The 21,948-nt window shown below is 36.1% G+C and carries 17 protein-coding genes; 11 read left to right on the top strand and 6 right to left on the bottom strand.

Features of this window, described 5'->3' with window-relative positions; translation table 11 throughout:
* Window positions 1–413: 413 nt before the first annotated feature.
* The gene (locus tag I6J03_RS21740; protein ID WP_003006366.1) at window positions 414–878 is read right to left on the bottom strand and encodes a DUF3408 domain-containing protein; all 465 of its coding nucleotides are present in this window, start codon (window positions 876–878) and stop codon (window positions 414–416) included.
* Between the two features lie 509 nt (window positions 879–1,387).
* Here I6J03_RS21740 and mobA point away from each other — a divergent pair.
* From mobA to I6J03_RS21685, 11 genes are all read left to right on the top strand, one after another.
* Window positions 1,388–1,822, top strand: coding sequence for a conjugal transfer protein MobA (gene mobA / locus I6J03_RS21735; protein WP_003006363.1), 435 nt, complete (start codon window positions 1,388–1,390; stop codon window positions 1,820–1,822).
* A gap of 4 nt (window positions 1,823–1,826) precedes the next feature.
* The gene (gene mobB / locus I6J03_RS21730) at window positions 1,827–3,098 is read left to right on the top strand and encodes a conjugal transfer protein MobB (protein ID WP_201693990.1); all 1,272 of its coding nucleotides are present in this window, start codon (window positions 1,827–1,829) and stop codon (window positions 3,096–3,098) included.
* 209 nt (window positions 3,099–3,307) lie between these two features.
* Complete coding sequence (locus I6J03_RS21725; RefSeq protein ID WP_003006352.1) at window positions 3,308–3,625, top strand: helix-turn-helix domain-containing protein; 318 nt, start codon at window positions 3,308–3,310, stop codon at window positions 3,623–3,625.
* Window positions 3,625–6,354 carry a restriction endonuclease gene (locus I6J03_RS21720; protein WP_003006349.1) on the top strand — a complete coding sequence of 910 codons (2,730 nt, stop codon included), beginning with the start codon at window positions 3,625–3,627 and terminating at the stop codon, window positions 6,352–6,354. The genes I6J03_RS21725 and I6J03_RS21720 overlap by 1 nt, the downstream gene beginning before the upstream one ends.
* Complete coding sequence (locus I6J03_RS21715) at window positions 6,354–8,345, top strand: site-specific DNA-methyltransferase (protein ID WP_003006346.1); 1,992 nt, start codon at window positions 6,354–6,356, stop codon at window positions 8,343–8,345. Before I6J03_RS21720 ends, I6J03_RS21715 begins: the two co-directional genes overlap by 1 nt.
* A gap of 11 nt (window positions 8,346–8,356) precedes the next feature.
* Complete coding sequence (locus tag I6J03_RS21710; protein WP_157600431.1) at window positions 8,357–10,450, top strand: ATP-binding protein; 2,094 nt, start codon at window positions 8,357–8,359, stop codon at window positions 10,448–10,450.
* A 153-nt stretch (window positions 10,451–10,603) separates the two neighbouring features.
* Window positions 10,604–12,028, top strand: a complete 1,425-nt coding sequence (locus I6J03_RS21705) for an SIR2 family protein (RefSeq protein WP_003006340.1) — start codon at window positions 10,604–10,606, stop codon at window positions 12,026–12,028.
* Window positions 12,025–14,202: an ATP-binding protein gene (locus tag I6J03_RS21700; protein WP_003006338.1), complete on the top strand. Its 2,178-nt coding sequence runs from the start codon at window positions 12,025–12,027 to the stop codon at window positions 14,200–14,202. The genes I6J03_RS21705 and I6J03_RS21700 overlap by 4 nt, the downstream gene beginning before the upstream one ends.
* Window positions 14,203–14,209: 7 nt before the next feature.
* Window positions 14,210–14,392: a hypothetical protein gene (locus tag I6J03_RS21695; RefSeq protein ID WP_003006335.1), complete on the top strand. Its 183-nt coding sequence runs from the start codon at window positions 14,210–14,212 to the stop codon at window positions 14,390–14,392.
* 35 nt (window positions 14,393–14,427) lie between these two features.
* Entirely contained in the window at window positions 14,428–14,850 is a 423-nt protein-coding gene (locus tag I6J03_RS21690; protein WP_003006332.1) for a hypothetical protein, read from the top strand.
* Window positions 14,851–15,122: 272 nt separating this feature from the next.
* Window positions 15,123–15,428: an antibiotic biosynthesis monooxygenase family protein gene (locus tag I6J03_RS21685; RefSeq protein ID WP_003006330.1), complete on the top strand. Its 306-nt coding sequence runs from the start codon at window positions 15,123–15,125 to the stop codon at window positions 15,426–15,428.
* Between the two features lie 25 nt (window positions 15,429–15,453).
* Here the strand turns inward: I6J03_RS21685 and I6J03_RS21680 are convergent, their stop codons facing one another.
* The 5 genes from I6J03_RS21680 to I6J03_RS21660 form a co-directional block, all read right to left on the bottom strand.
* Entirely contained in the window at window positions 15,454–16,356 is a 903-nt protein-coding gene (locus I6J03_RS21680; protein WP_003006325.1) for a hypothetical protein, read from the bottom strand.
* 286 nt (window positions 16,357–16,642) lie between these two features.
* Window positions 16,643–19,054: an outer membrane beta-barrel family protein gene (locus I6J03_RS21675; protein WP_003006322.1), complete on the bottom strand. Its 2,412-nt coding sequence runs from the start codon at window positions 19,052–19,054 to the stop codon at window positions 16,643–16,645.
* 51 nt (window positions 19,055–19,105) lie between these two features.
* Complete coding sequence (locus I6J03_RS21670; protein WP_003006318.1) at window positions 19,106–19,846, bottom strand: phosphatase PAP2 family protein; 741 nt, start codon at window positions 19,844–19,846, stop codon at window positions 19,106–19,108.
* Between the two features lie 51 nt (window positions 19,847–19,897).
* Entirely contained in the window at window positions 19,898–21,184 is a 1,287-nt protein-coding gene (locus I6J03_RS21665; RefSeq protein ID WP_003006316.1) for a sensor histidine kinase, read from the bottom strand.
* Window positions 21,181–21,855 (bottom strand): response regulator transcription factor, encoded by a 675-nt coding sequence (locus tag I6J03_RS21660; RefSeq protein ID WP_003006313.1) that lies wholly within the window; start codon window positions 21,853–21,855, stop codon window positions 21,181–21,183. Before I6J03_RS21660 ends, I6J03_RS21665 begins: the two co-directional genes overlap by 4 nt.
* Between the last annotated feature and the right edge of the window lie 93 nt (window positions 21,856–21,948).

Below are 21,948 nucleotides of genomic sequence, written 5' to 3'. Positions count from 1 at the left end.
CCTTTTAAATAAAAACAAAGCTGATTATCAACTTTATCTTTAAATTTAACTTGAAGAGCGATGCAACTTTTAATTGTTGCAGTGAGAGGTAGTATTTGGCTTGTAGTTGCTAAATACAATGATAGAAGTATTTGAAAATATTGCCAAAAAAGAATAAAAAAGGTAGCAAAGGTAAGGCGGACAGCCACCGCACGACCCAGCCAAAAGACTACGGCATAATGGCAGGACAAAATTAAGGTGGCTTCGCCGAGTTGTTGCGTGATTGCCCTGCCACCCTTCGGGACTTATTCCGTTTCCTTTTGGTTTTTTCACCTGTCCGCCTTCTTAAAATGGCTTTCTTTTTTTTCTGTTTTTTTCTTTTGGAAACAATTTTAAGAGAGAGAGAGAAACGCACCACCACCAGCCTATCGTTATCAGAACAACGGTTTGTGTTTCTCATTATAGATTTCCTTAACCAACTCCCCGAACTCCTGAAAGTGGTATTCGATAATGTTATCCAGATACGCATAAATCGTGAGTTTGTCGATACCCATAATGCCGATAAGCCTGTTAAACGTTTCGTGGTGTTCCTGTCTTACATAGACCGATTTTCCTTTGCTTGCCCTTGTATTCGAAATTTTAAAGAACTGACCGCAGTAATCTTCTTTGGTCAGCTTCTTTGGCTTTGAGGTCATTCTTTTGGTATTGCTCGCTGACGGTCTTGTATGTTCCGTTCCTGTTTCCGCAGTTTTTTCGTCTGTTTCGGGTGCGGTAAAGTCGTCCCAATGTGTTACTGCCTGTTGTTCCTGTGCAGGTTGTTTCTTTTCACTGCCAATGAAATTTTCGATAGAAAAGTCCTGTACTTCGGGTTGCTGTTTTTTGTTTTCTTCGTGTATCATATCACTTGTTTTTAATGTTATTTCAAATTAGCTGTTTGGTTAACTGAACAGTTAGTTGTATATATCATTGTACCGATGTAACTATTTATGCACCTGCATATTTTCAATTAACTGTTTCATTAGCTAAAAATCCAATAGATTGCCTGCAATCACTTTAACCCATTGGTGAACTCCATAGCCAACCAGCCAACTAACCACAACAAAGGAAATAAAAGCAATGTCAACCCGCATAAACGTGGCACTTTGTGGCACTATTTGGCGTTCAAAGGCGTGGTTGTAAATAGCTGTTATTCAAATACTCTTGTCGAAATTTGTAATGGAAGCGGTTGGTTTTTTCGGCTAACCCCAATCCGTTTGCAAAACGGATTTTTCTGAACCCTTGTTCAGAGCAAGTTATCTTTTGAGGTACTCGAAATGAATTTCAGTACCTCAAAAGCACTTGCCCTTGCAGGGAGCTGAAAACCGCTCCGAAGTCGCAGTTTTGGTTTAACATTAGAAACGGATTTATTATGGAAGAAAAGCACAGAAAACAGATTAGGAAAACAGGTCGAAAACCGAAGAATGACCCAGCGGTCAATCGGTATTCCATTAACCTGAATGCAGAGGAAAATGCCAAGTTTCTTACCCTTTTTGAGCAATCGGGAATGAACGTAAAGGCACATTTTATTACAGCTTGCATCTTTCAGAAGACGGTAAAGACCGTAAAAATTGATATGGATGCAATAGAATACCACGCAGGGTTGACCAAATTTTTCGCTCAGTTTCGAGGAATAGCAACCAACTACAATCAGATTGTAAAGATTTTGTACCGCAATTTTTCGGAGAAAAAAGCATCTGCATATCTCCATAAATTAGAAAAGGAAACCATTGAATTGGCAAAATTGACTAAGGACGTAATCCGTTTGACACAAGAATTTGAAGCAAAGTATCTGAAAAAGGAGTAAAAATATGATTGCAAAAATCGGAAAAGGAAGCAATATGTATGGAGCGATTTTGTACAATCAGCAGAAAGTGGACACGGAAAATGGAGCGGTTTTGTTGCTGAACAAGATACCCGACACGGTGGACGGCTGGTATTCTGTAGCATATTTTAATAAATGCTTTGAGCCGTATTTGTCGGCAAACATCAAAACGGAAAAGACGGTACGGCATATATCGCTAAACCCAGATCCTGCGGATAAGGTCAGCGATGAACATTTTACGGAAATGGCACAAGAGTATATGGAGCGTATGGGTTACGGCAATCAGCCATATATTGTTTTCAAACATACGGACATTGACCGAACGCATATCCATATCGTTTCGACCTGTGTAGGTATTGACGGAAAGAAAATCCCCGATGATTACGACCACCCACGTTCAATGGCTATCTGTCGGGATTTGGAGCAGAAATACAACCTGCACAAAGCCACCGAGCAGGAGCAGAAACAAGCCCATAAAGTTTTCAAGCCTGTGGATTACCACAAAGGCGACATCAAAAGTCAGATTGCTTCGGTAGTACGTTATTTGCCAAAGTATTACAGCTTTCCGACTATGGGAAGCTACAATGCTTTATTGTCGCTGTTCAACATTGCAGCGAAAGAAGTCAAAGGCGATCGGAACGGTAAGACCATAAACGGATTGGTCTATGTGGCATTGGACGAAAACGGAAACAAGGTAAGCAATCCGTTCAAAGCATCGCTATTCGGAAAAGATGCAGGGATTGCACAACTGCAAAAACACTTTGAACAGTCCAAAGAAAAAATGAAAACCAACCCTGCAAGGTCAGTTTTAAAGAATACCGTTGAATTGGCTATGCGCACGACAAGCAACGAAAGAGAGTTTAAAAAGCAATTGACCGAACAAGGCATCAATACGGTTGTCCGCAGGAACGACGACGGACGGATTTACGGTATAACTTTTATTGACCACGAGAATCGTAGCGTTTGGAACGGTTCACAGTTAGACAGAAACCTATCAGCTAATGTATTCAACGATTGGTGGAACAACGGAAACAGACCCGAATTAAAAATACAGAACAGCCCTATTTCCAAAACAAATACATTGGACGATTTGCCAACCCACAACCTTTTTGAGTTTATCCCACAGGAACATTCGGCTAATTACGATTTAGGATTGTTCAGCTTGTTACTCGGTGAACAGGGCGTGGATTACGAAGAAGAACAGTTTGCCAACCGAATGAAGAAGAAAAAGAAGCGTTACCCTCGTCAAAGAAGGTAAGAACTGTATATATTATGGACGTTATTGCCTTTGCATCACGGAAATGTATTTGTCTGAATATATCGGCATAAATATGAGGTGCTTAATAGGTCTGTAAATCATATTTAAGATTGTACGAAACTTTTGCCCTACCAACCAAAGATATTCATAAAAACTCATTATATTTGACAAAATAAGTCAAGTTAAAAATTAAAATTGTCTTTTGACAAATGAAAAAAAATACCACAACAGGCGAAATACTTAGGGAAGCAAGGGAACGGAAAGGACTACTTTTACGACACGTATGTGCAGAATTAGACGTAGATACCGCCATACTTAGTAAGATTGAGCGAAACGAACGAAAAGCGACAAAAGAACAAATCATAAAGCTTGCTGAAATTCTTGATTTAGATAAAGATGAACTCTTAATCCAGTATTTGAGCGACAAAATTCTATATGAAATTAAGGATGAGGACTTGGGAACAAAAGCGTTGAAAGTAGCCGAACAAAAAATCAAATACAACAATAAAACCAATAACAACGATTAATGCAAATAAAATTAGAAGAACTCAAGTATCAGGAAGTTGCCATTCAATCGGTTGTTAAAGTATTTGATGGCAATATTAAGAATACGTTCGACAATTCGTGTTTTGAGGGCATTCGCTCCAATAATTGCACGTTGTCTGATGAACAAATTTCAGAAAACATACAAGATGTTTTAGCAGAAAACGGAATTGAAGAAAAAACGGCAAAGGTTTCGAAAGATAAGGAACTGACTATTGAAATGGAAACAGGAACAGGTAAAACGCTTGTTTACGTTAAAACCATTTGCGAGTTATACAAACATTACGGCTTTACAAAATTTATTATTTTGGTGCCGTCAGTTGCCATTCGTCAGGGGGTTCTGAAAACATTGAATACATTTGAAAAGCAACTGGAAGATATTTACGGATTCGTTCCAAAATCTTTTGAATATAACAGTAAGAAGCTAAGTAAAGTAACCAACTTCATCGAAGAGCAACATCCGCAAATAATGATTATGACGCTGGCTTCGTTCAACTCGGAAGACAAAATCCTGAATCAAGCAAAACGTGAAGATTTATTCGCCAATGTTCCATTTATCGAGGCAATCGGAAGAACCAATCCGATTGTTGTAATGGACGAACCGCAGGAAGGAATGGATACGGCTAACTCCGTTAAACAAATCACTAAACTTAATCCGCTTTTCAAACTACGGTATTCGGCTACGCACAAAGTGGTCAAAAATCTGATTTACCGCCTTACGCCTTATGACAGTTACAAGCAAGGATTGGTGAAAAAAATTGAGGTGTTGACCGTTACGGAAAAGAATGATGAAGCAACGCTTAAATTGGAATTGACCGAAATACAAAATGGTAAAAATCCGATAAGGGCAAAAATCAAAGCTTGGCATCAATCCGCCAGTGGCAAGATAGAATTCAAAGAAACCAAATGGCTGAAAGACGGAGATAACTTGGGAACAATAACGAATAATCCGAGTTATCTCAAATATCGTATTGAACGAATCAATAAGAGTTTACGAACACAAAAATGGTCAGTCACTTTTACTAATGGAACGCAGATTTTTGAAAAGCAAACTTCAGGAAATATAGAAAGCATTTGGGCTTTGCAACTGGAATGGCTGATTATCCGTCATTTTACCAAAAAGCAAAAATTACAGGCACGGGGTATCAAATGTCTTTCTTTGGTTTTCATTGATAAAGTAGCCAACTATGTAAGTGAAGAGCCCATTATCAAGAAGCTTTTCATGGAAAAATACAAAGCACTTTATCCCGAATTTCACGATGGGAAAATTCCGACAAACGAACACATTGAAGCCATTCAGGGATTTTACTTTGCCAAAACAGGAAAAGGAGAATTTACCGACAATGAAACTTCCATGCGTAAAAACTCAGATGTTTTTGATGCTATTTTAAAGGACAAAGAAGAGTTATTGTCTTATGGAGATTCCGTAGCGAATAAAATTGAGTTTATTTTTTCACACTCTGCTTTGGGTGTGGGTTGGGATAATCCCAATATATTCAACATCGCCACGCTGAACAATTCGTATTCTGAAATCAAAAAGCGTCAGGAAATTGGTCGTGGTTTGCGTATTGCCGTAAATCAGGACGGACAGCGTGTTTATGACGCTTTGGATGTAGCAGAAGACAAACGTATCAACCAGTTGACCGTAATTCCAAATGAAACTTATGAAACCTTTGTAACCCAATATCAGGAAGAAATCAACGAAATTTATGGAACAACTTCCGCAGGTGCAGGAATGACCCATACACATAAAGGCAAACCGCAAAACGAAGTACATTTCAAACGCAATCAAAACGAAACCATCAATCAGGCTTTCAGACGGTTTTGGGAAGCGCTGGCTAAGAAAACGAATTTTTCGGTTGCTTTTGACGAACAGGCTTTAATTGCACGAAGTATAGAAGCATTAAATGCAATTTCAATAGCCGATTATCAGGCAGAAGTATCGAGCCGAACGATTGGGGATATTAGCGAAAGTGGCATTCAGGATGAATTTGCAGGAAAAGAAACGTATAAACTAAAGGCATATTATACACCTTTGGATTTGTTGGAAGAACTAAGCGAAAATACAGGGCTGTCTTATAATTCGCTTTTTAAGATTGTAAAGCAATTAAACAATCACGAAGACTTTGCCAAAAATCCACCACAATACATTCATCAATCCGCCAATTTGATAAAGAACATAGAATTGGAAGAAATGCTTCGGGGTTTGGATTATCATCTGACCAATGAAACGTTTCCTTTTGAATTTGATGACTTTGTTAAAAATATTCAAGATAGCGGTTACGGTAGTGGTTATGTGGACACACCAAGAAAAGGGGTATTTGACAAAATGTTGATTGATAGCGAAGTGGAGAGAAAGTTTGCCATTGGCGCAGACCGTGATGACGAACTGGTTTGTTTCTTAAAACTACCGAGCTATTATAAAATCCCGACACCTATCGGAGAATATGAGCCGGATTTTGGTATCGTGATGAAACGAAAACAATTGAGAGATGGCAAAGAGAGTGAGTTTTATTTTGTCATAGAAACCAAAGGAACAAACGACATCAACGATAAAAAAGCATTGAAAGAAAGTGAAGTGTATAAAATTCTTTGTGCGGTTAAGCATTTCAATGCGCTGGGTGTGGACGTAAAATACAAAGCACCGGTAAAAGACTATATGTATTTTAAAGATGAGGCTGTAAAAGACATTAACGCAATAACAGAAAAATAATGAGCAATCAAGAATATACAAACAACCCACTTGAAAATGTCCAATCGCACGATTGGAATAAAGAACGTTTGGAACAACTAAAGAGGTTGATGCCTGATTTGTTTACCAATGACGGTAAGTTGAATATCAATGAACTTAAAAAAGTAATTGACCCTAATAGCGTAAACGAAACTGAACGTTATGAGTTCCGTTGGTTTGGCAAGAGCAACGCCAAACGTGAAGCTTTTACGCCTACTGATGCTACATTGATTTATGATGAAGCGAGAAGCGTAAACCCAACCGAAAGTGAAAACCTGATTATTGAAGGCGAAAACTTAGCCGTACTCAAATTATTGAGCCAAAGCTATCGGGAGCAAATCAAATGTATCTATATAGACCCGCCTTATAACACTGGAAACGATTTTGTGTATTCTGATAAGTTCAACCAAGACAGGAAAGAATATTGGGAAGATACAGAAATTACTGAAGACGGTTATAAAATTGACAGCAATATCGAAACAGACGGACGTTTTCACAGCAACTGGTTGAATATGATGTATAGCCGTTTGCTCATTGCAAGACAGTTATTATGTGAAGATGGGGTGATTTTTATATCATTGGATGATAATGAAATCCATCATTTGAAAAAACTTTGTGATGAAGTTTTTGGAGAAGAAAATTTTTACTCATCAATAATAGTTCGTTCAAACAGCCGTGGGCAAACATACAATCAAATTGCAAAAACTCACGAATATATTCTTGTATATACCAAATCAATAGACGGCGATTTATTGGAATTGGAAAAAAATAATGATAATTCTGACCTAAATTTATTGGACAATATAGGGAACTTCAATATTAGAGAATTGAGGAATCGTAATCCTAAATTCGGCAAACATAATAGGCCGAATCTATTTTATCCTATATACGTCAATCCTAATCTGATTGACAAGGATGGGTTCTGTCCTATCTCATTAGAAAAAACAGATGAGTTTACAGTTAAGGTAGAACCATTCAATTCAAAAGGTGTCGAATCTTGTTGGCGTTGGGGAACAACGAAGCTTATTAATAATTTAGAAAAAGAAACGTTGATAAGTAATATTGTTGCTAAAGCAAAAGCCGATGGGAGTTTTGGTATTTATGAAAAATATAGAAAGACGACATATAAGCCTAAGTCTATTTGGGATGAGAATCCTTTCTTAACCGAAACAGGAACCGTTGAAGTCAAAAACTTAGGCTTTGAAGGAGAGTTTGATTTCCCAAAACCAGTAAAATTGGTTCGAAGGTGTATTGAATTAACAGTAGAAAAAGGCGATTTGGTATTAGACTTCTTTGCAGGTTCTGGTACAACAGGACAAGCAATATTTGAACTAAATAACGATGCCGATAAAGACATTAAGTTCATTCTTGTTCAATTACCAGAGAAATGTAATGAACAAAGTGTTGCCTTCAAAAATGGCTTCAAAAAAATCAGTGATATTACGATAGAACGTAACAAGCGTGTTATTAAAAAAATCATTGAGGAAAAGAAAAACGAACAACCTGATTTATTTAATAAAAAGGAAGATAATGAAAATCAGCTAAATGGACTTGGTTTCAAAGTCTTCAAATTGACAAAATCCAACTTCCCAAGAGTAGAATATGCTCCCGACCCTGAAAAATCAGACGAGGAAAATGTAGAAGCATTGAAAAAATACATTGCCGACAAAGAAGCACAATTAATAACCGCTTTCAACCGTGATGAACTCATTACCGAAATATTGATTAAAAACGGCTTTAAGCTTAATTACACGGTTACCCAACAAGAGCAATTCAAGAAGAATGAAATTTTCTTAGCATCAGACGGAGAAAAAGAAACATTGCTTTGTTTGGATGGCACGTTAGCAGACAAAACCGTAGAATATTTCAAATCCCATACAGACCAAAAGCTGATAGTTTTAGAACGTGCTTTAGACACCACAAAAAAATGGAATCTGAAACACTATATGGGCGATAAGTTTAAAGCGTTTTAAAAAAAATGGAAATGTTGTACCAAGATAAACAATTCATAAAAGCGCAAGATTTATCGTTTGTTGGTGTATTGCACGACATTAAAAAATCAAAAACAGCATTACAGCCAGTTTTTGAGTGCCTTACTAACGCTTTGGAAGCAATCAAAATCAAACAAAAATCGAATACCGATTATAAGGGAGAAATTCTGATAAAAATATATGCAACGGAAACAACGGTACAAAGTACAGAGTTCAGCAGTTTGTCTATAACTGACAACGGAATTGGTTTTAACGATGAGGAATTTAAACGCTTCAATACATTCAAACTAACTGACAAAGGATTTAAAAATTTAGGTTCCGGAAGGATACAATATGTGCATTATTTCGACAACACAACTGTAAAAAGTGTTTTTGAAAAAGACGGAAAGTATTTTGAGCGTGAGTTTGTTGTTTCAAAAAAAGAAAACTTTTTGAAAGAAAATGCTATCGTAAAACACAGACATTGTAAAGAAACGGATATTTCCAATACCGAAACCATTGTTTCTTTTAGCACCCTATTAGAAAATAGTGGCGTTTATAATGATTTAAACGAACAAACGCTAAAAGGAAAATTACTTGAAAGATATATTCATTATTTCTGTTACAACAAGGGGAAATTACCAAAGATAAAGATTGAATTTTATGTGCAATCTGAACTAAAAAGTGAATCCACTATTTCACAAACGGACATTCCAAATATAGATAAAACACAATCTATAAAACTTCAATATTCTAAAAAAGGAAATAGCGGAATCGAAAAAATTGACAAGACAGAGGGTTTTGTAATTGATGCTTTTAAAATTTCAAAGAGTATTTTACGAGAAAATAAACTCAATTTGGTTTCAAAAGGAGAAGTTATTGAAGAATCAGAAGTAAACCTCGAAAGTCTTGCAGGGAATGACAATGTAAAAGGAAACAAATATTTGTTCTTGGTTTCAAGCAATTATATTGATGAAAGAGATAGCAATTTAAGAGGTGTTTTGAACATTCCAAGCAAAGATTCTTTTGAAAAAGACCTGTTTGCTAATCAGGAAGAAATACTAATTGAAGATATTCAGGAAGAAGTAAATAAAACCATTGATACAATGTATCCTGAAATTGAAGAAGTGAAACAAAAACACCAAGAAGACTTTGCAAAACTGAAGGAAATGTTTTTGTTGGACGACGAAACAGCTAAAAATATTAGTATATCTATTAATGACAGTCAAAGTGACATTCTAAAAAAATTCTATGAAGCAGAAGCAAAAAAATCAGCTTCAATAGATGCTGAAATTAAGGAATCAATAGACAACTTGGATAAACTTGATACTCGCAGTCCGAATTATGAAGAAGAATTAGAAAAAGAAATTGGCAGGCTTGTTAAAGCTATTCCTATGCAAAACAAAAAAACTTTAACGCATTATGTAGCAAGACGAAAATTAGTTTTAGACTTATTGGATAAAATATTAGCTCGACAATTAACGGTTCAACAACAGAAAGAAAATTATGATGAAGCATTGATACACAATTTACTGTTTCAAAAAGGTTCAACAAATACCGCAAACAGCGATTTATGGATAATCAATGAAGATTTTATTTACTTCAAAGGAAGTTCAGAAAAACAGTTGAGCAAATTAGAAATTGACGGAGAAAAAGTTTTTAAAGACAAATTTTCAGAGGAAGAAGAGCGTTATTTAACTTCATTAGGAGAAAACAGAAAAATCAAAAGACCAGATGTATTACTTTTTCCTGAAGAAGGGAAATGCATCATCATTGAGTTTAAAGCCCCACACGTAAATGCTTCTGATCATTTGACACAGATTGATAGATATGCAAATCTAATTCGTAACTATACCGAAGATAAATTCCAAATAACAACTTTTTACGGTTACTTATTAGGAGAAAGTATTGAGCCAAGAGATGTTTTAGGAACGGTAAGTAGATACGAGCATTCTTACCAATTTGACTACTTATATCGTCCGTCCGAAAATGTGATTGGTTTCGACGGACGAACCAATGGTTCTATCTATACAGAGGTAATTAAATACTCAACTTTACTTGAACGAGCAAAACAACGTAATAAAATATTTATAGATAAATTGAAGTAAACTTTGGACAGAGGAACTTGAGGCAGAACCGTACAAGCCACACGCGTGTAAAAAAACGATGTCCTAATAAAAGGTTTGCTTTAAACACTACAAAAAATGAAATCTGAAACATAATATGGGCGACAAGTTTAAAGCGTTTTAAATAGAAGGATTATGGCAATATTTTTTCACAAAGGAAAGGAGAACATTCTTGAATCAAAAAATGACCAAGAAACAGAACAAGTTGAATTAAACAAAATTCAAGATTCTTTTTTAAAAGTTCTTGATAATAAAAACCTTTCATTTCTTTTAGGGAGTGGATGCTCTTCTTATGAAATCGAAGTAACTGATGAAAAACAAATAGCAACAGACAACGTTGATGTTCCGACAAGCGAAGAAGTAACTGAAGAGCTTGAAACAAAAGATGCCGACATAGAAAACCCGTTAAAAAAAGAGAAAACTCAAATCGGCATTCCTGTTATGGCTCCAATGGCTATTGAGTTCTATAATGCGGACAATTTTGAAGATGAAAAAAAGTGGTTAAAGGATGAACTGAGCATTGATGTAGAAACAGAAATCTTTGCGAAAAACCTTGAAGTATTTTTATCAACATTACACAGCCTATCGTTTTATCAATCAAATATTCTCAGCAAAGAAGAGAAAGAACAGGCATTAAAAAATGTAAGAGATGGTAAAGCATTCAATGAGTTAACACATTTTGAGAAAATAGAATCTATTGTTTGGAAAGCCCGAAATTTCCTGTTACAAAAATGTCTTAATGAAGATAATACAAAAAGTGATAAAGAAAATCCGAGCAATGACTTGCCTTTGATTGAACTTTATAAGCAGTTTTACAGAAAGCTATTGACACGAAACCCAACCTTACCACGCCTAAATATCTTTACAACAAATTATGATCTGTATTCGGAGCGTGCAATGGATTTATTGGGAATACACTATGTGAATGGTTTCACAGGAGGGATAAGCAAATTTTTCAACCCAGCGATTTTCAATTATGCCCTTGCGGAAAAAATGGATTTGTCACAATCCAAATGGAGTGTAATTGACAACTTCTTTTATTTGTATAAAATTCATGGTTCAGTCAATTGGATTGAAGAAGAAGGAGGAACGAAGCTCTTTAAAGTAAGGGAAATACAAGATCCAACGTTCGAGGTATTAAAGGATAAGGACACTATCATGATTCATCCTACACCTTTGAAATACAATGCAAGTCTGGGAAGTCCTTATTCTGATTTGTTTCGGGAGTTTCAGAAGAAACTAATGCAGAATAATAATATCCTTGTAACAATAGGATACAGTTTTAGTGACGAGCATATAAATAACTTGATTTTTCAAGCCTTTACCATTCCATCATTTAGGTTGATTGTCATTGGAGAGCCAAACGATTGGAATGCAATTGGAAAATTGCAAAAATTAAACGATTCAAGAATTTGGATAATTGGTGGAAATGATGATTCAGACACGCCTTTACATTATTTTGAAAGATTTGTTGAAGAAATAATGCCTGACCTGACGGCAGAAGATTTGGATAAGAAAATGGAAACAACAATAAATAACCTAAAAGACTTGCTAAAATGACAAAGGAAGATAAGCAAAGGGTTATTGGTAAAGTTGTAGCCATTAATTCCGACCGATTTTCGGTTGAATTATTAAGCGGTCTTGACAATTTCAACGTGAGCGGATTTGATGATATTCATTATTTTGCTCAATTGAACAGCTATGTAATTGTTCCATACCAAAATTACTATATTGTTGCAGAAGTTGCTGGTGTTAGAGAAAAAGACCTGAATGTTCCTTTTTCTAACCCTACCGACCAGATTTTAAGCAAAATCCAAGCGGGAAAGTTTTTGGAGGTTTTGCCTATTGGTACAATCAAAACAAACAAAGAGAATGAATCTAATTTTGATTTCGGAGTAAGTGTATACCCTACTTTATATTCTGATGTGCTTTATATTAAAGAGCAGGAATTAGATACGATTTTCAAAACGAACAAGATAAAAGAAAAAAGTTGTCAGAATAATGAGGGATGTAAAAATGGAAATTGTCAATGTAAAGAAAAATACACTTCTCTACCTATCGGAAAATCAACTATTTTCCCTGACTATGCTGTAAAAATAGATATTGACAAGTTTTTTGGTAGTCATTCAGCAGTTCTTGGAAATACAGGGAGTGGAAAATCCTGTACCATAGCTTCTATGTTACAAACTCTATACAAGTTTGATGAATACAGTGCCACAGGAAGTACATTTATATTCTTCGATGTAAATGGAGAATACAGACAAGCTTTTGAGCATGTTGGAGAGGGGAATACTAATATTGAAGTCAAAAACTTTGCTATCGATGAAGTTGAGGAAAAGGATAGCATAATTCAAAGTTTTATTCTGCCACATTGGTTTTTGGATATCGATGAATGGGCATTATTACTAAAAGCAAGTGAAAAATCGCAATTGCCTATTTTAAGAAATGCTTTAGCTCTTGCTGTTTTGTTTCAGTCGGGAGCGACCAACACTGTCAAAAATCATATACTGGCCTCTTGTATTACTCAAATATTAAGGGATGAAACAAGCAGTCCTTCGAAAAAGGACAGAATCAAATCAATATTGCAAAAATTCTACACGACTGAAATTAATTTGTCAATTAATTTTAATGGCGCTACTTTTCACAATGGAATTAAGACTGTAAATTGTACAATTGAGAATTGTCTTTTCATTCATTTCGGGGAAATGAAAGGTATTCAGCATTTGTTTGATTATCTGGAACAAAGAACTGACGAGGGCGACTATATGTTCTTATCCTCCAACTTTTATCTTCCTTCTTATCAATCTAATCAGGACTTTGATTTCAAATTATTAGAAGATGCGTTAGACCTCGCTATACTCTATGAAGAGGCACACGGAAATAGACAAATCAGAGATTATTGCTCATCATTAATTACCAGATTTAAAAGTATAAAGGAGAGAGATGACTTTAATTTCTTGACAGAAAACAAAACTAATATTGAACAACATGCTTACTTGAACCAATTTTTAGGTCTTGAAGAAAAAACTAAAAAATCACAAGTAATAATTATTGACCTAAACTCAGCCAATGATGAAACTGTTGAAGTAATTTCTTGTGTTCTTTCAAGATTAATTTTTGAAAAATTAAAAGTTGCAAAATATCGAAATACATTTCCCGTAAATCTTGTATTGGAAGAAGCTCATAGATATATCTCAACTGATTCAGGTAAAGTATTTGGTGATGCTAACAGGATATTTGAACGCATTGCCAAAGAGGGGCGAAAATATGGTATGTTCTTGCTTGTTTCTTCGCAAAGACCAAGTGAACTTTCGAGAACTGTTTTATCTCAGTGTAGTAATTTTATTGTGCACAGAATTCAAAATCCAGAAGATTTATCTCACATAAGGCAAATAACACCTCATATTTCAGAAACCATATTAAAAAGACTACCATCAATACCGACACAACACGCCTTAATATTTGGTCACGCTGTAAACTTACCAACAACATTTAAGGTAAATGAAGCTAATCCAAAACCGAAAAGTGACAATAACGAAATAAGTAGAAATTGGTTTAGAGAAAAAGACTTTGACGTTTATTTAGACGGTGAAGACCTGAAAAAATTAAACAATGAAGATAAGAAAGACTCGGTACCATCAACAGTAGAAGCTGACGATGATAAAACCAAAACGTCAAAACCTATTGCAGGTGATATGTTGAAAACCTTGCAAAATAAATTCGGACAACCATAATAGATGTATGGAAAAACAAATTTTAGATGAGTTAAAAGACCTCAAAGCAATTGTTTACAAACTCGCAGGTATATCTGAACAGTCAATTGAATTGCCTATTTCTATCGAAGCAATCGAAAAAGCGACTAAGGAATATAGAAAATTAGAGATTCAGCGTGGTGAATGGTTAACAGATTTTGAACTTGTGTAAGGACACGGTACTATAAGAGATCTAGCATAATCGAATTGGCTAAGGAACTTAAATTCCGCAATGTTGACCTTGCTTCCTTTATGGAGTTAAAGAAAAGCCAAGATAGTTTTCAAAGCAAGATTGATGAGTATCTTGCATCAAAACCAAAAGGAAGAAAACCTTTTGCTCTACCAGACTACTTGGAAAACATCAATCTTGATAATTTAGAGCCTTCAGTAGAAGTCGTTCGGGATGACTTAAAAAATCTGAATGATGAATATAATAAAGAGAACCTATCAAAATATATTGTAGTATGTAACAACTACGCTTCACCTAAAATTGGTTATCCTTATCAACAGTATTTTGATGAAGAAATTAAAAAACGATGTCGGCATTGGTGCAATCGATTCAATACTGCAAATTATGCTTTTCAATTACTCACTTCTAAAAGGTATAAACTTAAACCTGTTAAAGAGTAAAGTACGGATGGATACAAGTAAAGACTATGTTTATAGGAATGTTTAAATTTTTTATCAGCTATTTCACCCCATCCAAAAACGTTAAAAACGGTATTAAGTGTTCGACTGTAATCCCTGTCAGCCCGCAGAAACCTTCATCGAAAGATGAAGGTTTTTTTTATGCAATGTCCCTCCGTTTTTTGATCCGAAAAAATGGAATGCTTTACTGAGGCAGACAAATCTTTATATTTGAAGATTGTATATCCGGAAGTTTCACTATCACTTTATTACCTATGATCCTAGAACTCGCTATATTAAATGTAAAACCAGGTCTGTCTGATCAGTTCGAAATTGATTTTCAAACTGCAGGTCAATATATTTCTTCAATTGAAGGTTATATCAAACATACATTGAAAAAATGTGTAGAAATTGAAAATCAATATATTCTTTTAGTGGAATGGGTCACGGTTGAAGCGCACGAAATTGGATTTAGACAGTCTCCTCAATATTTGAAGTGGAAGGAATTGCTGCATGATTATTACGATCCGTTTCCGCAAGTTCTGCATTATGAAGACGTGATTGACACAGTTAAAATGTAAGCTAAGGTGAAGATTTTCACATTAGCTATTCTACTATAATTTTCAATGAATTGGACTGTGCGGGTATTTTATTTTTTGTACGTAGAGTTTGATCGGAGCCAAGCAGTTCCTCTTTAAAAGCTTCCGCATAGGGGTAAATTTTATAATCAAACCGGCTTTGAGGGATTGTAAAAATTCCTTTTTCTTTTGCGACCATTTTCATGTTGAAGATTCGGTTTTTAATATAAAGCTGACCATCCAATGTTGCCATACGCTTACCGATATCATTTACGTTCCAATCATAATTTGCGACATTAAAGTGTGCGTCTATATACTTTTTGAAACCAGGAATACCAACCTCATAATCTACATTACCTGAATCAATAATTGCAAATAGAGCTTCAGGAGCTCCTTTTTTTACTAAGTCTTCCGGAGTAAATTTAGAAATCTGTGAGAATTTTGAATATTCGTACAAAGCAAGCCTGATGGTATCATCTATAGTGTATCGGTCCTTGTCAGATTCTAATACCAATTTTATGGCGTTGATGTCCACATCTTGTTTTTCTACAACTTCTATAACCTCTGCGCTGCTTTTATAAATCTTTCCGTCTATTTTGGCTTCTATAATGGGGAGATCTGATTTTCCTAATGATCCTGCTACAAAAGTGATGTCGTAAAAATATAAATCAGCTTGTGATTCCATTTCTCTTTCGATCTCTGAGCCCTCAAGTTCTTCGTAGTTATCTTTGGTAGCTGAATGTACTTTAATACTTCCGGTTTCCGGTTTATTTTTAAAGAATAATCTTAACGTAACAGATTTATTCAATTCGACCTTAGGCTGAAAGACCAACCATATCATCTCTTGCTCTTGTTTTTCAGAAGATCCACTGCAAAATGTTAGGGTAAATAGTAAAGACAGATATAAAAGATGACTGGCAATTATTTTCATTTTTTAAGTGATTTAATACATTTATAATCCTTTTAAACATAAATATAATATTATTCTTTAGATATGCCGATATGTTAAGCAGGTATCGGTAAGGGATTTGCAATTATGAAGGCGTGATTTATAACGGATAAACAGATGCTCCTGTAATAGTCTTCACATTAGCTATTCTGCATAGTTTTAACCCTATTTTTTCGGAATGAATATTACTCCTAAGAACGTGAAAACCCCACTTAAGATTATCCTAAGTGGGGTTTTTGTTTTATAATAACCTTTAAAATTGTTGTGACTAGAACTTATAGCTGTATCCCAATCGTACGACCTGAGTTTCATAATAATCTTTACTGGTATAATAAAAAGTATTACCCTCGATCGTCTTTTTAATAACCATCGTATTTAACAGATCACTTGCATTAAGAAAGAGTTCTCCTTTGCCCTTTTGAACAGCTTTTTTGAGACCTAAATCGATGGAAAACCGGCTTTGTATTTTTCCTTGCGGAATAATATCTGGTGCAAGGTAGATCGCTGTTAATTGTGCATCAAGTCCTTTTGGGAATTGAAAATTATTATTAATCTTCAGCGTTCCCGAAAACATACGTTGTTCGTCTGCATGAAAACTGTGTGTAACAGGGTAAAGGTTTTCGACAGTAAAGGCATTGATCTGATTGCGGTACATATTACCATTGATATCTAAGGTATAAGTGTCAGAAAATTTTTGATGAAACATAGCTTCCAATCCGGAGTTATAGCTTCTGCCTGCATTCTGAAAAATGGCGTAAATCAGATTGCTTCCCGGTACAGTAGTCGATATACGTGAAATGGTACCATCAGCGAAGCGATGATATAAGGCTGTATAAATGTAACCTTTGGTCCAGTCACTGCGGTACCCGAGTTCAAAGGAATTGGTGAACTGCGGACGTAAAGCGGGATTACCAACCTTGATAATCTCTGCATCATCATATTTGGGAAATATCCGTATATCTACTTCGTTAGGTCTGTCCACTCTTCTGTTGTAAAACAATGAAAATTTGTTTTGAGGATTTATCTTGTATGCCAGTCTGATATTCGGAAAAGGTTGTGTGTAATTGTATCCGTCACTTTTGTATGTCGGATGCAGCGGGTTTACATCATACTTCAGGTCTACATATTCCATTCGAAGACCAATTTCTGCTTCAATCTTTTCGTTTTCAAAGATGTAATTTCCATATGCAGCAGGAATTATCTCCCTGTAAGTAGCCCAACCACCGGCATTGCTGTCCAATGGGGAATGGAGTCCCGGGATAAGGAGCATATCGGTAGGAATGCGCCTGTGCCTGAATTTCAAGCCTCCTTCTATTCGCCCGTATTTAAGAGGTCTTACATAGTCAATATTCAGATCCATTACCTGCTCATCAGATATCAGTTTGAAAGCATCTTTACCTGTATAATCAGGCATGATATTGTCAAAGAAGTATTTTTCATCTTCACGGTGGAAGGTATAGTTCAGCCCGACATTTAGTGTATGTCCGGCTTCCTTAAACTTGTGCTGATAATTAGCTGTAGCCATTACAGTCGTTTTGAGTTCGTCTTCTAAAAATTGCCACAGTCTGAGCCGCTCAGAAAGATCCGCATTAAAAAAGGGTTCATCACCACGATCTATTATCTTTTCACTGCCGAAAAGTCCGGATACGGTCAGTGTATTCTGCTCGTTTATGGTCCAATCCAGTCCCATTCTTGAGGTAAAGTAGTTTGTATTCCTGTTACGTTTGGTTTGTTGACGGATTGTTGTACCGTCATCGTATACACGGTCTACAAATTCATTTTTATTTAACGTATGTGTGTAGAGATTATCTACAGATAAAAAGGCATTGACTTTATTCTTGCGATAGTTAAGGAAAAGAGAAGGATTGATCTTTGGCGTAAACGTATACTGTGGCCGGATGGTCGGCAAATTGGCCTGACGCACCCACAATGCTCCGGCACCTGTAGTTAATCCAATCTTACCATTTAATCCTTCTTTCTTCTCTTTTTTCATAATAATATTGATAATACCTGCATTTCCATTTGCATCATATCTGGACGAAGGATTATTGATGATTTCAATACGTTCAATAGCTGATGCCGGAATATTATCCAGTCCTGTCTGGCTGCCAAATCCGGTCATAGCGGTCTGCTTGCCATCAATAAGAATAGCAACTTTGTCACTGCCTCTGAGCTGTACTTTTCCCTCCTGAGTACTTACTCCCGGCACATTTTGCAATGCCTGTAATATGGATCCTCCGGTCTGACTCAGGTTATCGGCAACTGTAAATGTTTTTTTATCCATCTTCTGACTTATTCCCGACTGTTGGCCGGTTACTGTTACTTCGTCCAACATGTGTTCATCGGATTCCAGATTAATATTTGCTACATCCAGATATTCGGAAAGGCTGCCCACATATAGATTTTGTTGCTGATTTTTATATCCGACAAGTGAAATCGACAACTGGTAATTACCGGGTTTAATATGAGATAAGGTGAAACGTCCCTGTTCATCGGAAACAGTTCCTGATACAAACTTGTTGTCAGATGCAGTGCTAAGGGTTATAGTTACATAAGGTAAGTGTTCTTTGCTGGCCTGTGCTCTTATTGTTCCTGATACAGTTACCGAACTTATCTGCGCGTAGCTGGTATTTATCAGTAGAAATAGAAAAATTAAGAAAGAAAGGATTCTATGATGCATGTGTTTTAGATTTATATCGTGTCAAAAAAATGGGGAATGATAGTTCGTGTTTTAGTAACTTTCTTCCATATACCGTTTATAAGCTATTGCCTCTTTTTGTTTTTTGGTTAATCTGTAGTGATGTGTCCAATAGCTTGCCTTCATTGATAATATCCCGATAGCAGCTCCTACAAGCACATCACTGATGTAATGTCTGTTATTGACCATTCGGAATGTACCTACTGAAGCAGCTACGCCATATGCAGCGTATGGCATCCAATGAAATCTTTCTTTGTATTCTTCACTAAGAAAAGTTGCAGCAGCAAATGCCTGAGCCGTATGTCCGGAAGGGAAAGATTCATAGTTTGATCCGTCAGGACGTTGTTGATGGATAGTTTTTTTCATAATGTAGGTAATACCCGCCATAGCAGCTTCGCCTTTGATTAATATTGCTGTCCGGTTATAGAGATCCGTTTTTGAGGCGATTCCTAATCCATCCAGACTGTAAGCGGCAAGGATAGGGGAGAATTGCAGAAAATCGTCTATATGCGTACGAAATCTGGGGATATGTTCATTTCGTTCTTCTACAATTTCATTTTTAAAAGATTCAGGCCCATTACCGTTTAGTGCTATACCGGATATCAGCAAAGCTCCCGGAATATAGAGTTGACAGAACTGAAAATGAGGTTTTGAGAAAGAAGATTTGTATAAGATCTTTGTACTATCGGTACTTAAAGTCTGCTGACGATATTGTGCTGAAACGCTGATACAGATCAGATGAAGAATGCTGAGAAGCCAGAATCGATTTACCATTGTTTGTTTTTATTACAATGATAAAAGCCAATTTTGAAGAAATTTTGAATTTTAGAAAGCTATACGGAAACAATGAAGATTATTGTCAAACCGGTACGTAATATTCCATTTTTGTCTTTTACAGATTTCTTTGATAATCGGGAGTCCAAGTCCGCTTCCGGAGCTTTCGGATGTAGTACCGGAAAAGCGGTTAAACAACAGATCCTGGCGTAGGGCGTTATTGCCGGAATTGCTGACCTCTAAAAACTGAGAATTTAGAGTCAGCGTAATATTTCCACCGGGGCTGGTATGCCTTATGGCATTGATAATTATATTGTTGAGCAGAATTTCAATAAGTGTGGTGTTTCCGCTTTTTATGATCTGAGGATTTATTCTATCTGTGATCGTAAGTTCTTTCTGATCTGCATGTTCCTGCAAAACAAGCAGGGATTGACGGATCATCAGACTTATGTCCAGATCTTCGCGATCGTCAAACTGCAGGTTTTCAATTTTTGCCAGTAAAAGTAAATTTTTATTGATGCGTGCACTACGGCTAAGCGCCTTATTAATATCTTCAATAATGTGGTATTGTTCTTCCGTAAGTTGCTGCTGCTGCAGGAGCAGATCCAGTTTGTTTTTCATGATGGCCAGAGGCGTTTGCAGTTCATGAGAAGCGTTTTCTGTAAATTCTTTCTGAGATTTGAATACAGTAATGTTATGTTCCAGTAGTTTGGTTAGTGCAGCATTCAATTCTTCAAACTCTACGGTGTCACTTTTATCAAATTCAATAGTTGTCTGTGTATTCAGATTAAAGGTCTTGAGTTTGGATAATGTACTTCTAAAAGGTGTCCACAGATTTATAGAAAGTCTTTTGTTTAAGATCAGGAAACCTACGACAAGAATTATGAAGAATAATAACGTCACTATAGCAATAGCAATCACTGTTTCTTCAGTCTCTTCCACATTGGTTTCTACCGTAAGGATATAGGGCTGACCGTTGATCCTGATTACGCGCTGCAAGACTCTGAAACGGTCAATCTCTTCATGTTCGGTATATGGATTCGCTCTGCGTATGGTATAGGTACTGTCTGCCGGAATCCGTGTATCAGTGAACGGCTGAAGATTGGTTCCCGGCTGTATACTGTTCCAGAGCCTGATGCTCTCGGACAATTGTTGTTTACTGAGATTAAGTTTATTGAGTTGATTTTCAGTTCGGTCTGCTACAATTTCATTATGCTCATCCAGTTCACTTAACCAGATGCCATCTACCAGGAAATAATAGATTGGAATACTGGAAAGCAGTACTACTAAAGAGTAAATAATAAATGGTTTTATGGATTTACTTAGTAATTTTTTCATCCTTCCCATTTGTATCCACTGCCGTAGATGGTTTTCAGATAAGATCCGCTATGCGCATCCTGTAATTTTTTCTTCAGATTTTTAATGTGTGCATAAACAAAATCATGATTGTCCAGCATATCTGCCACATCACCGGAAAGATGTTCTGCAAGCGTACTTTTTGAAATCACTTTATTCTTATTCCCGATAAAATAAAGCAGTAGATCAAGTTCTTTTTTTGTAAAGGGTACTACATGATCACCTACAGATACGGTTTTGGCTAACAGATCGATCTGAAGTTCGTTTTGTATAATAATATTGGAATTTTGAAATTGCTTACGTCGTATTACAGCATAAATGCGGGCGACAAGCTCCGACAGATGAAAAGGTTTGGTCAGATAATCGTCTGCTCCGATCTGTAATCCTTTGATTTTGTCATCAAGTGCATCTTTGGCTGAGATGATGATAACTCCATCTTGTTTTTCCTGCTCCTTCAAAGTCTGCAATACATGCATTCCATTGCCATCCGGAAGCATAATGTCCAATAAAATACAGTCATAATCAAATCCGGCTATTTTTTCCTGAGCCATCTGAAAAGTGGATGCAAATTCACATAGATAACCTTGCTGGCCGAGATAGTCAGCAATGCTTTTTGCAAGTTCGTACTCATCTTCTATGATCAGGATCTTCATTTTTGGATTGTAGGGTTGTCAATTATTCCTTTGATGCAAATTAAATATTCAATTTTGAATTCTTTTTGAATTTGGATAATATGTATCATAAAA

Origin of the sequence: Sphingobacterium spiritivorum (assembly GCF_016724845.1) — a bacterium.
GTDB lineage: Bacteria > Bacteroidota > Bacteroidia > Sphingobacteriales > Sphingobacteriaceae > Sphingobacterium > Sphingobacterium spiritivorum_A.
The sequence above is the reverse complement of the archived record's forward strand: the minus strand, read 5'-3'. Positions and strand labels throughout refer to the sequence as shown.

Coding starts and splice junctions, on each gene's coding strand:
- I6J03_RS21740 (WP_003006366.1), bottom strand. CDS start 878: ATGATACACGAAGAAAACAAAAAACAGCAACCCGAAGTACAGGACTTT.
- mobA (WP_003006363.1), top strand. CDS start 1,388: ATGGAAGAAAAGCACAGAAAACAGATTAGGAAAACAGGTCGAAAACCG.
- mobB (WP_201693990.1), top strand. CDS start 1,827: ATGATTGCAAAAATCGGAAAAGGAAGCAATATGTATGGAGCGATTTTG.
- I6J03_RS21725 (WP_003006352.1), top strand. CDS start 3,308: ATGAAAAAAAATACCACAACAGGCGAAATACTTAGGGAAGCAAGGGAA.
- I6J03_RS21720 (WP_003006349.1), top strand. CDS start 3,625: ATGCAAATAAAATTAGAAGAACTCAAGTATCAGGAAGTTGCCATTCAA.
- I6J03_RS21715 (WP_003006346.1), top strand. CDS start 6,354: ATGAGCAATCAAGAATATACAAACAACCCACTTGAAAATGTCCAATCG.
- I6J03_RS21710 (WP_157600431.1), top strand. CDS start 8,357: ATGTTGTACCAAGATAAACAATTCATAAAAGCGCAAGATTTATCGTTT.
- I6J03_RS21705 (WP_003006340.1), top strand. CDS start 10,604: ATGGCAATATTTTTTCACAAAGGAAAGGAGAACATTCTTGAATCAAAA.
- I6J03_RS21700 (WP_003006338.1), top strand. CDS start 12,025: ATGACAAAGGAAGATAAGCAAAGGGTTATTGGTAAAGTTGTAGCCATT.
- I6J03_RS21695 (WP_003006335.1), top strand. CDS start 14,210: ATGGAAAAACAAATTTTAGATGAGTTAAAAGACCTCAAAGCAATTGTT.
- I6J03_RS21685 (WP_003006330.1), top strand. CDS start 15,123: ATGATCCTAGAACTCGCTATATTAAATGTAAAACCAGGTCTGTCTGAT.
- I6J03_RS21680 (WP_003006325.1), bottom strand. CDS start 16,356: ATGAAAATAATTGCCAGTCATCTTTTATATCTGTCTTTACTATTTACC.
- I6J03_RS21675 (WP_003006322.1), bottom strand. CDS start 19,054: ATGCATCATAGAATCCTTTCTTTCTTAATTTTTCTATTTCTACTGATA.
- I6J03_RS21670 (WP_003006318.1), bottom strand. CDS start 19,846: ATGGTAAATCGATTCTGGCTTCTCAGCATTCTTCATCTGATCTGTATC.
- I6J03_RS21665 (WP_003006316.1), bottom strand. CDS start 21,184: ATGAAAAAATTACTAAGTAAATCCATAAAACCATTTATTATTTACTCT.
- I6J03_RS21660 (WP_003006313.1), bottom strand. CDS start 21,855: ATGAAGATCCTGATCATAGAAGATGAGTACGAACTTGCAAAAAGCATT.